The sequence below is a fragment of the Pontibacter sp. H249 genome (assembly GCF_037892465.1).
Lineage (GTDB): Bacteria > Bacteroidota > Bacteroidia > Cytophagales > Hymenobacteraceae > Pontibacter.
Genome location: NZ_JBBKTR010000001.1, coordinates 482,544 through 494,724, shown reverse-complemented (window position 1 = coordinate 494,724; position 12,181 = coordinate 482,544). Strand labels below are relative to the sequence as shown.

12 protein-coding genes and 1 pseudogene are annotated in these 12,181 nt (G+C 46.2%); 7 read left to right on the top strand and 6 right to left on the bottom strand.

Annotated features, from left to right (window positions below; translation table 11 throughout):
• Positions 1–17: 17 nt before the first annotated feature.
• Positions 18–854 (bottom strand): alpha/beta fold hydrolase, encoded by an 837-nt coding sequence (locus WG943_RS01925; protein ID WP_340406470.1) that lies wholly within the window; start codon positions 852–854, stop codon positions 18–20.
• Positions 855–1,116: 262 nt separating this feature from the next.
• Here WG943_RS01925 and mug point away from each other — a divergent pair, with 262 nt between their 5' ends.
• Positions 1,117–1,695 (top strand): G/U mismatch-specific DNA glycosylase, encoded by a 579-nt coding sequence (gene mug / locus WG943_RS01920; RefSeq protein ID WP_340406469.1) that lies wholly within the window; start codon positions 1,117–1,119, stop codon positions 1,693–1,695.
• A gap of 349 nt (positions 1,696–2,044) precedes the next feature.
• On the opposite strand, the gene WG943_RS01915 is transcribed toward mug, so the two are convergent.
• Positions 2,045–3,598 (bottom strand): N-acyl-D-amino-acid deacylase family protein, encoded by a 1,554-nt coding sequence (locus tag WG943_RS01915; protein ID WP_340406468.1) that lies wholly within the window; start codon positions 3,596–3,598, stop codon positions 2,045–2,047.
• Positions 3,599–3,868: 270 nt separating this feature from the next.
• On the opposite strand from WG943_RS01915, the gene WG943_RS01910 reads away from it, so the two are divergent.
• From WG943_RS01910 to WG943_RS01900, 3 genes are read left to right on the top strand one after another with little or no spacing between them, the layout of a single operon-like run.
• Complete coding sequence (locus WG943_RS01910) at positions 3,869–4,969, top strand: cytochrome-c peroxidase (protein ID WP_340406467.1); 1,101 nt, start codon at positions 3,869–3,871, stop codon at positions 4,967–4,969.
• A gap of 8 nt (positions 4,970–4,977) precedes the next feature.
• On the top strand, positions 4,978–5,715 hold the full coding sequence (locus tag WG943_RS01905; RefSeq protein WP_340406465.1) for an MbnP family protein: 738 nt from the start codon (positions 4,978–4,980) through the stop codon (positions 5,713–5,715).
• A 1-nt stretch (position 5,716) separates the two neighbouring features.
• Positions 5,717–6,808: a cytochrome-c peroxidase gene (locus WG943_RS01900; RefSeq protein WP_340406464.1), complete on the top strand. Its 1,092-nt coding sequence runs from the start codon at positions 5,717–5,719 to the stop codon at positions 6,806–6,808.
• Between the two features lie 133 nt (positions 6,809–6,941).
• Here the strand turns inward: WG943_RS01900 and pncA are convergent, their stop codons facing one another.
• Entirely contained in the window at positions 6,942–7,550 is a 609-nt protein-coding gene (gene pncA / locus WG943_RS01895; protein ID WP_340406462.1) for a bifunctional nicotinamidase/pyrazinamidase, read from the bottom strand.
• Positions 7,551–7,764: 214 nt separating this feature from the next.
• Complete coding sequence (gene pncB / locus WG943_RS01890; protein ID WP_340406460.1) at positions 7,765–8,949, bottom strand: nicotinate phosphoribosyltransferase; 1,185 nt, start codon at positions 8,947–8,949, stop codon at positions 7,765–7,767.
• Positions 8,950–9,194: 245 nt separating this feature from the next.
• Here pncB and WG943_RS01885 point away from each other — a divergent pair.
• Positions 9,195–9,326: pseudogene (locus tag WG943_RS01885) on the top strand (sulfate adenylyltransferase subunit CysD); the annotation flags it as partial.
• Between the two features lie 217 nt (positions 9,327–9,543).
• Positions 9,544–9,882, top strand: coding sequence for an elongation factor 1-alpha C-terminal domain-related protein (locus WG943_RS01880; RefSeq protein WP_340406459.1), 339 nt, complete (start codon positions 9,544–9,546; stop codon positions 9,880–9,882).
• Positions 9,883–9,884: 2 nt separating this feature from the next.
• Here the strand turns inward: WG943_RS01880 and cysQ are convergent, their stop codons facing one another.
• Positions 9,885–10,685 (bottom strand): 3'(2'),5'-bisphosphate nucleotidase CysQ, encoded by an 801-nt coding sequence (gene cysQ / locus WG943_RS01875; RefSeq protein ID WP_340406458.1) that lies wholly within the window; start codon positions 10,683–10,685, stop codon positions 9,885–9,887.
• A gap of 24 nt (positions 10,686–10,709) precedes the next feature.
• Positions 10,710–11,279 carry an adenylyl-sulfate kinase gene (cysC, locus tag WG943_RS01870; RefSeq protein WP_340406457.1) on the bottom strand — a complete coding sequence of 190 codons (570 nt, stop codon included), beginning with the start codon at positions 11,277–11,279 and terminating at the stop codon, positions 10,710–10,712.
• A gap of 422 nt (positions 11,280–11,701) precedes the next feature.
• Between cysC and WG943_RS01865 the strand changes: the two genes are divergently transcribed.
• Positions 11,702–12,052, top strand: coding sequence for a hypothetical protein (locus WG943_RS01865; RefSeq protein WP_340406456.1), 351 nt, complete (start codon positions 11,702–11,704; stop codon positions 12,050–12,052).
• Positions 12,053–12,181 lie beyond the last annotated feature (129 nt).

Below are 12,181 nucleotides of genomic sequence, written 5' to 3'. Positions count from 1 at the left end.
GTAGATAAATTTCTACATTATAATATACCATAGTGCTCGTTTAGTATGCTGAAAAACTCTGCTTTATTCTGCAACCACGAAAAATGACTTGTATCTGCAATTGTATGAAATGTAGCTGAAGGTAACCGCTCCTTTACATACTTTGTGCTCTCCCCGAATATATCATCATCGCCATAGGTAACAGTAATCTTTAACTCAGGCGGAGCATACTGTTCCAACTTGTGGTAAAACAGCAGGGTTAGGTTAGTTCGGTTTATTGGCTTGGCATAAATGTGGTTTACCAATACCGGAACCGGGTTCTCTACCTGGTAACCCTTATTGCAGTTCAGGCAGAACTGCGTAAAGAAGGTTTCATAGCCTTTGTCACTTCCCAAAAATCCAAACGTAGCGTTTTTTAGCATCGAGAACCACTCCTGGCTTGTGCTCTTTTTCTTGTTATACTTTGCTACCTCTAATCCCATTTCGCGCCATTGCTTACCTGTGCCCGATGCAGGGCTGCACAGGAAAAGGCTTAGTAGCCTGAACATACTTTGCTCGGCATACAGCTGGGCATACAAACCTCCCCACGAATGGCCGAACAAGTGGAATGCCTCCAGCTCAAAATGTGTGGCAATAGCGTCTATATCGGAAATGTAGCTGCTGATGGTGTAGTCTTCGGAATAGCAGGGAGAGTTTAGTGTGCCCCGTTGGTGAAAGGTAATAATCTGGTAGTTCTTGCTAAGGTATTCTGCCACTGGTGCCAACCCGTCAGGCACACCAGGGCCACCGTGCAGCATCAGTATAGTTTCTTTGTCGCTGTTTGGGTAAGTATAAGTATACAGCCTGGTGTCGCCGTTTCCGATCAAAAGCTCCATGTATATCTTTTACGGAAATGCATTGGTTTGTGAAGTGTATTTACTAAAGTTAAGAGTGTTAGTAGCTTTATACTTGTTATAGGTTTGTTATCATTTTTATCTGCAGTAAGCTGTAGTATTACAGATGTCACGCTTGAGCAGGAGCATCAGCAAGAAGTATGAAGATAAACTATTCTGATAAAACCTCTAATTCTGTTTGAATGAGCCTGTGTAATTAGTTAAAATTATAACTGTATGAGCATTAAGCCAGTAAAAGAGAGTTATGCAAATGCTAAAAAGACCAACCAAAGACCAACTGGCTGCTGCCTCGGGCCAAATTATACCTGATATAATCGCCCCGGATCTCAAAGTCCTTTTCTGCGGTATTAACCCCGGCCTTTACACAGCTTTCACAGGACATAACTTTGCACGCCCCGGCAACCGTTTCTGGCCGGCTTTGCATGCTGCCGGTTTCACGCCCAGGCAATTCAGGCCCGAAGAAGACGAAATGCTCCTGGAACTTGGCTATGGGATTACCAACATCGTAGACAGGGCGACAGGCAATGCTGCTGAGTTATCATCAGTTGAGTTGATTGAGGGTGGCATAAACCTGGTAGAAAAGGTAATTGAGTACCAGCCGCAAGTGCTGGCGCTGTTAGGCATATCAGCCTATCGGGTAGCTTTTGGCAAAGCGTCGGCCGTTGTTGGTTTGCAAGAGCAGGCTATCGGGGATACAAAACTATGGGTATTGCCAAACCCCAGCGGACTTAATGCGCACTTCCCGCCAAAGGAGTTACACAAAGTATACAAAAAGTTGCGGGTTTATGTGGACGAGACCGCGGATCAAGGGGGATTAGATTGATTGGTGGGATTGTTGACCGGTGATTAAAGGGATTTTATAGATTACAGAGATTTATCTGTAGCACCGGGTCAAATCACCCTGTTTCTTCATGTTTAAAAAAAGCAATTCTGGCATTACAGGAATTCCCCTCTTGAGAGGGGTAGGGGTGTGTAATAGCAAAGGCTTAACCTCCCTTGAACCAAGGTCCTTCACAGGATGACAAAAGATAAGAAAGTAGCTATGGTGATAGCAGATGAAACAGTAAGTAAAACTCCCCTCCTTAGACAAGTCGAAGATCCCGGACTTGCTTCGGGAGAGGGGCAGGGGTGGTTGGCCCCTGTGTTGCTAATTAACAATTAACAATCAACAATTAAAATTCACCTTTCTTCAACATCACCCCATTCCTTTCATCACTATACTTTTCGCCTTCCTTCACCACTTGCCCGTTTACAAGTATAAACTGGAAACCTGTCGACAGTTGCATCGGGTTATCAAAGGTGGCATGCTCTTTTACAGCCTTCGGATCGAAGATTAAGATGTCTGCCTTAAAGCCCTCCCTGATAAAGCCGCGCTTGTCTACCCCGAGTGTTTGGGCAGATAGTCCGGACATTTTGCGTATAGCCTCTTGCAACGTAAGCAGCTTTTTATTTACTACATACGTTTCGATGATCTTGGCAAAGGCGCCGAAGCTGCGGGGGTGGCTCATGGTAGGGCTGCCGTCGGTGCAGATCATCACGTAAGGGTCTTTCAGGAATTCCTCCTGCAGGCTTTCGTTCATGATAAAGTATGCGCCATCAGCACCGTATGGGTTAATGTTATCTATCAGCACATCTTCAAATGGCTTGTTCAGTTCCTTTGAAATTTGAGCTAAGTTCTTTCCTTTATACTTTCCGGAGCCGATAAGCGTAGCCTCCGGACCATTACGCAGGTTTACCCTGTTGCGCAGGTAAGTGGCTAGTTCGTTACGGCGGGTGCGCACCACCTCCCTGTAATCGTAGGGCTGCTTAGCCCATTCCGGGAAAAGTATACCAATAGTAGTATAACTTGCTGTGTAAGGGTAAAAGTCTGCTGTTACCTTGGTGCCGCTGGTTCTGGCGCTGTCGAGTAGTTGCAGTATTTCGTGAGCACGTTCCTTGCTTTTGCCATACACCACCTTAATATGCGATACATGCACCGGGCAGTATTTGCCCTGCACCAGCAGCTCTTTGATAGATGCCTCCACAAACTGATCATCCTCGTTGCGCATGTGGCTCATAATCATACCATTTTTCTCGCCTACCACTTTGGCCAGCCTGTTCAGTTCTTCGCTTTGGGCATAGTAACCGGGGTTATACTCCAGGCCGGTGGTCATACCGTAGCAGCCTGCATCCAGGGCATTGGCCAAAAGCCTTTCCATATTTGCCATGTGCTCTTCGGATGGAATAGAATCATACTTTGCACCTGACATCATGCGCAACGTATTGTGCCCTGCAAACATGCCCACATTCACCGATGGTTTTACCAGTTCAACAGAGTCCATCCATACGTTCATGTCTTCAAAGTATGGACTGGTGCCATCCTGCCCCAGGAAAATAGTGGTAACACCCATTGCCAGGAAATTGCGGAATTCCGGCGTTTTCATAGGGTTTCCGTGAGCGTGCGTGTCTATAAAACCAGGCGTTACTGCCATTCCATTGGCATTTATAGTTCTCTTCGCAATGTAAGCAGCTGCAGTATCCTTATCTATTTTTGCAATGGAGTCGCCGCTAATGAGCAGGCTGGCAAAGTATGGCTCTTCGCCGGTTCCGTCCACGATCAGGGCTTTCTTTATCAGTAGGTCGTACTCGCGCTGGTCTGTTTGTTTCTGTGTGTTCTGGCAGGAGAAGAGGGTGCTTGCCAGTAGTGCCAATGCGGCTATACTTTTTGCTTTACTGAGACTTATCATACTTAAAGTTAAATATATTTTGATCAAAAGCAGCGGCTGTTTTGCCTGGCAGGTGCAGGTTGTTTACAAAGTATATATTTTGGGTAGGATCAACAAAAGTATAAATGTGTTGTTTTAGCTTAAGTATACGCAACCATCAGGGGCAACTCAAGTATAAATAATTGCTTTCTATACCAGCAATTCCAAAGCTAAATGTTTAGCTACAGGCCATGTTCTTATATATAGAATCGTTAGATTTACGTTACCCCATAAATAGAAGGCTTTACTAGTATGACTTTGCTACGTTACCTGCTACTAACCGTCTGCACTGCCAGTTTTCTGGCCTGCTCACCCGACGAAGAAACTACTCCAAAAGTGGAGACAAAAGAGCCAACGCCCTATAAGTTTTCTATTCCAAGCACTTTTCCGCAAAATCTTCAAATACCTGCTGATAACCCGACCACAGAAGAGGGAGTGGAGTTGGGCAGATTCCTTTTTTACGAGAAAAAGCTTTCGGGTAACAACACCATGTCGTGCGGCAGCTGCCACCAGCAGGACAAAGCCTTTACCGATGGCAGGGCATTGGCAGTGGGCATACAAGGCAAACCGCACCGGCGCAGCGCCATGTCGTTGGCCAACCTGCTTTGGATAAACCAACTTAACTGGGACGGCAGCGCCACAAGCCTTGAGCAACAGGCACGCATACCCATCGAGAATGAAGTGGAACTACACCAGAGTTTATCTGGGGCGGTGCAGAAGCTGCAGGCTACAGCCATGTATCCGCCTATGTTCAAAAAAGCCTTTGGTTCAGATGTTATCACAGAAGATAATCTGCTGAAGGCGCTGGCACAGTTCCAGCGAACACTTATCTCAGGCAACTCCCGCTACGATCGTTACCTGTTAAAGCAGGAAGCCCTTACTCCTGACGAAGTAGAAGGTATGAAACTGTTCCTGACACACCCTGAGCCAGGCGAGGGTTTACGCGGAGCCAACTGCGGCGATTGCCACGGCGGCACGCTGCTTTCGATGCAAACTTTCCATAATAATGGCCTGGATGCTGTGTTGAAGGATAATGGTATGGGCGATATAACCGGAAATTCACGGCATAACGGTTTATTCAGAGCACCATCGCTGCGCAACATTGCCCTTACGGCTCCCTATATGCATGATGGCCGCTTTAAAACCCTGGAGGAGGTGCTGAATCACTACAATGATCACATGCAGTACGACAGTCCTAATATCTCTCCGCTTATAGTAGAGGCAACGAACGAGGTAGGTGGCAAAACACTCATGATCACAGAAGAGGAAAAGCGTAAAGTCATCGCTTTTCTACATACCCTCACCGACACCACGTTTACAAAAGACAAACGATTCTCAGATCCCTTTAAATAGTAACCCTTATGAAAAAGACTGCTTTAAACCTGCTTTTCGGCTGCCTTGCTGTTATATCTTTTTCTGCCTGCTCAGACGATGATGAGAACAATGCACTTGGTACGGTAGCCTTGGAAATACAGAACATGGTAGGCACCGAGTCTCTTGAGTTAGAAGATAAGACTTACACCAGCCCAGCAGGAGATACCTACGCTGTCAGCAATTTTAAATACTACATCAGCAACATAAAGCTGCTAAGCCAGGATGGCCAAACTGTGTTTATGGAGCCTGACAGTTACCACCTGATTGCGCAGGGCGGCAAAAGCTCTTTTGAACTGAAGGACGTGCCGGCGGGTGTGTATAACAAACTGGAACTTTCGATTGGCGTAGACCAGGCCCGCAACCTCTCTACAGACCAGTACGGCGACCTCGACCCGAGCAACGAAATGGCCTGGGACTGGGACACAGGCTATAAATTTCTGACTTTGGTTGGGCCTTATACCGGCGATACCCGAAGCGGCAACCTTGTATTTCATGTAGGCGGCGATGCGAATTATAAAACCATTACGCTGGATTTGCCGCAGGCTGTGGACGTACGCACCAAACCAAAGTATAACCTGGTACTTCTGGCGGATGTAAATGAGTTGTTCCAGGGGCCAAACCTGATCGACTTTGATGTGATGAACACAGGTGGCCACGGTACAGGGCCAAGTATGATTGCCGAGAACTATAGCAATGGCTTTCTGAAAGTGGTGGAGGTTAAATAACTTGACCTTAAAAAGGATGCGTTACAATTGGATTTATACTTTGCTGGTTTATTGTAGCCTAACAGGGCTGGCAAGTTGCGACAAAGCGGAGCTGATAGTAGCTGAGCCTGTAGTAGAAAAGTATAACCCTGCTGTACCGTCTAATCTTGCTGCCAGCGTACCATCTCCTGAACGCAACCCTACCACAAAAGAGGGAGTGCTGCTGGGCCGCATGCTCTTCTTTGATCCTATACTTTCCAAAAACGGTAAGGTATCCTGCGCCAGTTGCCACCAGCCCGAAAAAGCTTTCACAGACGGAGCCGCACTATCTACAGCAGGTGTTTCGGGTAAACCTTTGTTGCGGCACGTGCCCACATTAGCAAATGTAGCCTGGATGCAGGGGCTGTTCTGGGATGGTGGTGCCAAAGACCTTGAATCGCTGAGCTTCGGGCCTTTAACGCACCCCGACGAGATGGGGCAAAACCTGAAAGAATTGGCACAGAAGTTACAGCAGCACAAAAAGTATCCAGTGCTGTTCCAGAAAGCCTTTGGAACCGATAGTATAACTTCAGCAGCCATCGGAAGAGCCCTGGCACAGTTCCAGCGTACTATTATCTCAGGCAACTCACGTTACGACAAGTATGTGCGCAATGAGGCTGGCGGTACACTTTCAGAACCAGAGTTAAAGGGATTAGTGTTGTTTAAGGAAAATTGCAGCACTTGCCATACTTCCGGTTTTTTTACAGATAACCAATACCACAACAACGGTCTGGACAACACTTATTCGGAGGCTAACGAGGCGATGGAATTTGGCAGAGGCCGAATTACCGGTTTACCAAAGGATATCGGAAAGTATAAAACTCCAACGCTCCGCAACATTGCTATAACGGCTCCTTACATGCACGATGGCAGATTCGATACCCTGGATCAGGTTTTGGAACATTATACTTCGGGCATAATACAATCTGCCACCCTGGCACCAGAACTACAGCAACATGGGAGGTTAGGGATACCCTTAACAGCAGCAGAAAAAGAAAGTATCATCCAGTTTCTGAAAACACTGACGGATGAGGAGTTTCTGAAGAACCCGGAGCTGCTGCCGGTAGTGGAGTAGTGGTTAAAGCTGTCATTTCGAACATGCCTGAGACGAGAGTCGAAAAGGACCAGCGTGGCTGTGAGAAGTCTGGAGCTTTTCATGACCCTGCAATAGTTTAGATTTTCACTCAAGTTCGGAATGACATAATGTTCTACAGCAAACTACTGCTATAGATTATACTTCCACCACAGCTTAGTAAGTCAGCTTTGGCTTGCTCAAAACCAGTTGAATCAATAGGGCGGGTTGCGTCTTCTATAATAGTGGCTCTAAGGCCTTCGTGTAGTGCGTCTTTTGCCGAAAAGTATACGCAGTAATCTGCAGCAAGGCCTGCCAGGTATACTTCTGTTACTCCTTTGCTGCGAAGAAAATCAGCCAGCGCTGTCGTTTTTAACCTACCATTGTCGTAGAAGCCGCTGTAGCTGTCAATCTCCGGGTTCATGCCTTTCCGGAAAATGGCTTCAACTTTATTCATGTCAAGCGTGGTGCAGAATTCTGCTCCTGCTGTGCCTTGCACACAGTGGTCAGGCCACAGTACCTGCTCCAGGCCCTGCAACACTGTTGTCTCAAAAACCTGCTTGCCTATGTGGTTAGAAGCAAAGCTTTTGTGATTGGCCGGATGCCAATCCTGAGTAGCTACTACCAGGTCAAATCTTTCTTGAAGCTTGTTGGCCAACGGTATAATCTGGTCACCTTCTGGTACTGCCAATGCACCGCCAGGTATAAAATCGTTCTGTATGTCAATCAGCAAAAGTGCTTTCATAGTGTTTTAATAAATAAGGTAATAGTAAAGTTTAGCTGTGCGTGGGCTACTTCAGTAACTCTAGTTGCAGGTTAAGTTTCTACTGATGATTTACCTACCCCTAACCCCTTCCAAGCATTTTACTTGTGCATGTAGTTCCCCTCTTGGGAGGTGTTAGGGGTGGGTTTGCTGCCTTAAATTGATTTACATCAATCTAAGGCAGCAAAATTAAATCTTACTCAATATTCAAAATCGTCTTTGCCAGCTGTATTACTTCTTCCTTACCTGTGTACTTGCCACGTTCATCAGATAGTTTTACGACCGGCATCCACTCCAGGCCTTCCGGTTGGGTTTCTGTCATTTTAATAACCATGTTCATCGGAGTAAGATCTACATCGTTGGTAAAGTTTGTGCCGATACCAAAAGAGATACCAATTTTGCCTTTGCAGAAATCGGCAATACGAGCCACCTTGTTATAGTTAAGTGCATCCGAGAAAACGATGGTTTTGGAGCGCGGGTCGATGCCCATACGTTCGTAGTGACTGATAATTTTCTGTGCAAACTCGATTGGGTCGCCGCTGTCGTGTCGTACACCGTCGAATAGTTTGCTGAACATCTTGTCGAACTGGTTCATAAAGACATCGGTAGTGTACGTGTCGGAGAGGGCAATGCCTAGGTCGCCGCGGTATACCTGCACCCAATGTTGTAGCCCCAGCGTATTGGCCATTTTAAACCCATAGCGTGCCGCATGAAACATAAACCACTCGTGGGCGTGCGTACCAATCGGCTTCACGTTGTACACACGTGCCAGGTGCACGTTACTGGTCCCTACAAAGCTGCCAGTGCCATACTTTTTAAGTGTTTGCACAATTAACTCATGTACCTGGTAAGAGTGGCGGCGGCGGGTGCCAAACTCAGCTATGATCACTCCTAACTCTTTATACTTTTCGATTTTTTCACGACCAACACTTATCACTCTTTCATCATCGGCACGCTCCAGCTTGCTCAGTGGGTAAAACAGTTCCGACACTAGCGCCATCAGGGGCACTTCCCAAAGTATAGTGCGGTACCAGTAACCTTCGATAGTAAGATGCAGTTGATCGCCCTCCTGGCTTATACTTACTTCCGAAGGGTCGTAGCAGTAGCCCTGCAGAAAGTCCAGGTACGTAGGATCAAGGTAAGGGCAGGTAACGGCTAGATAGTCCTTTTCTTCTTTAGTCAAGCGCAAGTCAGCCATGGCATCTACAGCTTTACGAAGCGCCTCTGCAAAACCAGCCGGATAGGAGTGCTTGCCCCGGTTTATAAACTTATAACGTGCCTTTGTTCTCGGGAAAAGCTTCACCACGGCGTGCTGCATGGTAAACTTATAAAAATCGTTGTCCAGAATAGAGGGTAAGCGTGGGGTCTGATCTGTCGTCATAGCGAACTGTGTTTGTTAATCTATACTTCGGTTTTACCTAAATAGGGTACCTCACAGCTACACTTTGGGGCCGTATTAGCTGTTCGGGACAAGGTATAAATTATCCATCAGAAAAACCTGGTAAAATAGCTTAAATCCTATACTTGTTGTGCCATATAATTTAAATGTACACACCCTGCGCCGTAAGTATGGAGAGCCGTAGCAACAGCAGTAAACAAAGGCAGCTTTCATCTTTAAGGTTATGTATGAGCAAGTATAAACTCGATTACCTGGAGCAACTGGAGTCGGAGGCGATTCATTTTTTAAGAGAGGTGGCAGGGCAATTTGAGAAGCCGGTGCTGCTGTTTTCGGAGGGTAAGGATTCGGTGCAGTACATAATACAGACACAGAAGCTGCCCGATTACAGAGGCTATGCAGGTAAAATTATCAGTGGCATTTATCGTGAAGGCGAGGCCGTAACCATATTTCCGTCGGGTGTGCAAAGCAGGATTAAAGGTATAGCAGTTAGGGAAAAGAGGTGGAAGAAGCATTTGCTCCACAAAGTATAGTTGTGGAGTTAGTTGATGACGTGGATGTTAGCCTGGCGATGTGATCGTGAAGCAGGAAAGTCTGCCAAATTTGAGCCAGGAATTGGAGGTGCTGTTGTGCTGGATGGATAAGAAGCCACTGTTGTCCGGAAACAAATATCTGCTGCAACTAAACAGCACCACCGTAAAAGCTATGGTAACGCAACTGCAGTACTGCATTAACGTGGAAACGCTACAGAAGGAACCGGAGCCGGGGCAGGCACTGCGGAATGATATTGTAAAAGCAAGTATAAAAACAGCTACTCCGTTGCCTCATGTTGCTTACCAAAAACTGCGGGAGAATGGTGGAGCCATACTTATAGATGAAACAAGCAGAGCCACCGTAGCCGCCTGCATGATTGGGTAAACTCAGAAAGCGATAAAAGAGGGGTTAAGCAAATCTTCCTTATTGTACACAAGCTCCGACTGCAGGTCTGTGTGGTATACTCCCCGGTTTAGTGCCCGAAGTATGGCGTGGGCTGCGGCACTGTCCCACTCCATGGTTGGAGCGTAGCGGGGATAGATATCTGCTTTGTTCTCGGCCAGCAACATAAACTTAAGAGAGCTGCCCATAGTGGTAAACTCCACCTTGCGAAACTGCTCTGTAAACTTAATCGTCTCTGGTGTTAGGTGTGATCTGGAGGCAATAACCGTTACTTCTGGCCTGAGCAAAAGCGCTTCTATTTTGATACTTAGTTTGAGTGGCTCCAACGATCTTGTCTTACCATTCTCTTCTTTAAATACACCTGTTCCAGCAGCACCAAAGTATAAAGTATCTAAAACAGGGGCGTATATCACACCTGCAACCGGCGTGGTTTTCCGCATCAGTGCGATGTTTACCGTAAACTCTCCGTTCCGCTTCAGAAACTCTTTGGTTCCATCCAACGGATCTACCATCCAATACCATTCCCAGTTCTTCCTAGAAGTATAATCCGCATGAAACCCTTCTTCCGAAAGTATGGGCAAGTTAGTGTGGTGCAGGTGATTTATAATCACTTCATGAGCAGCTTTGTCGGCTAGGGTAAGTGGAGAGTTATCTGCTTTTATTGTTTTGTTAAAGTTGCCAGACAAGTATACCTCCATTATTGCCTTACCTGCATGTATGGCAGCAAAGCGGGCTATTTCCAGGAGTTGCCCTATGGCTATGGGAGGTGTTAGGTCTTGCTGCATTTTTGATGTGTATCTATGTAAGATTTATACAGCTACCGTAGTCTGAGGTTTTGCCTGTAGCAGCGGTTCTATGTAATTAATTAGCTTGTGCACCGATTCGTCTATACTTTCCTGGTCGGTTTTTACTTCAAAGTTTGGTTGCAGACCAGCTCTTGCTTTTAAGTATAAACCTTTGGTGTCACGTGCTTCACAAACGTGTAGGGAGCAGTTCACAAAAACTTCAGTAAACCTGTCTTTGCCAACCATACTTTTTACCAAAGTTCTTTTCTCCTCAAAAGGCGAGATAAACGCACAGATCACCACCAGGCCTGCATCCAGCATTAGTTTGGCTACTTCTCCCACACGTCGTATGTTTTCTTTCCGGTCTGTATCGGTAAAGCTTAAATCGCTGTTCAGGCCGCTACGCATGTTATCGCCATCGAGTAAGTATACTTTGTAGCCCCGGATAAAAAGGTAATGCTCCAGTCGCAACGCCAATGTGCTTTTACCTGAGCCAGAGAGCCCAGTAAACCAAACTAGGCTCGGCTCCTGCTGCATCTGCTGCTTTCGCTGGGCATAGCTTACTTTAGGCTGGAAAGGGTAAATGTTTTTCATAGCTTATACTTTCGCTGCTATATGTGTACCCCAATTGTTGCTGTTGCGTTGTGGGTTTGAAGGACTTGTTACGCCGCAAGTTTAACTTGAGCGCAACTTGTGGTTTAGAATGATGCCAGTTTGCAAAGCTTTCTGCGGGAGCAGAAAATTTATAATGTGTGGATTACTCTCTTTGGGGTAGGGGTGGGTTAATTTATAATCGCCATAGAATAGAGTATTGCTAATGCCATTACGGTTCTTACATTTTCAAAGTAAAGCAGTTACAAACTGCAGCTAAGTATAACCACAAGCTACGCTGCCTTAAACTTGCGGCATCAGTATAATTTCAACACCCGTATAGCTGCCTAAGTAAACCGATACACTTATGAAAAAACTGCAGGGCAGGGGCACCAAAGTGCGGCAATTTCTGGCTTTACCATATCTTGCAGCAGCTACTGGATAAAACAGGTGCCGACACTACCAGTTTTATCCAGAAGCAGCCGATTTATACGTTGGCAAAAGAGTGGGACCTGAACTACCCCAGTCAAGCAAGTATAGATGTGTTGGATGTAACGGATCTGCAGTACAGCTATCGCATCAGCAGCATTTACAGAATGCCTGTGGTGGATATAGAAAACTACATCACGCAAACGAATCACGTCTGGACGCACTCACTTATCTGCAAGCGCAGCGATGAGTTGTTTACCCTTTTCAATAAGAAAGTATACATTGTGCGCGACCCACGCGATAGGGCTATTTCGGCAGCAAAATACTATACTTCGTTACATGCTTAAGTATTACCCGCAAGAGATCACAGACCCTAAAGTATATCTGCAAACGCATTTTGATGCGCTGATGCAGGAGTGACTGTGGCATGTTTTTGATCATGGTTTATACTTTGCCCGTATGCTGACCTTGGAAAC

Bases quoted from the DNA above. Each gene is read 5' to 3' on its own strand.
- mug (WP_340406469.1), top strand. From the start codon at position 1,117: ATGCAAATGCTAAAAAGACCAACCAAAGACCAACTGGCTGCTGCCTCG.
- cysQ (WP_340406458.1), bottom strand. From the start codon at position 10,685: ATGCAGCAAGACCTAACACCTCCCATAGCCATAGGGCAACTCCTGGAA.
- WG943_RS01925 (WP_340406470.1), bottom strand. From the start codon at position 854: ATGGAGCTTTTGATCGGAAACGGCGACACCAGGCTGTATACTTATACT.
- pncA (WP_340406462.1), bottom strand. From the start codon at position 7,550: ATGAAAGCACTTTTGCTGATTGACATACAGAACGATTTTATACCTGGC.
- pncB (WP_340406460.1), bottom strand. From the start codon at position 8,949: ATGACGACAGATCAGACCCCACGCTTACCCTCTATTCTGGACAACGAT.
- WG943_RS01910 (WP_340406467.1), top strand. From the start codon at position 3,869: ATGACTTTGCTACGTTACCTGCTACTAACCGTCTGCACTGCCAGTTTT.
- WG943_RS01915 (WP_340406468.1), bottom strand. From the start codon at position 3,598: ATGATAAGTCTCAGTAAAGCAAAAAGTATAGCCGCATTGGCACTACTG.
- cysC (WP_340406457.1), bottom strand. From the start codon at position 11,279: ATGAAAAACATTTACCCTTTCCAGCCTAAAGTAAGCTATGCCCAGCGA.
- WG943_RS01905 (WP_340406465.1), top strand. From the start codon at position 4,978: ATGAAAAAGACTGCTTTAAACCTGCTTTTCGGCTGCCTTGCTGTTATA.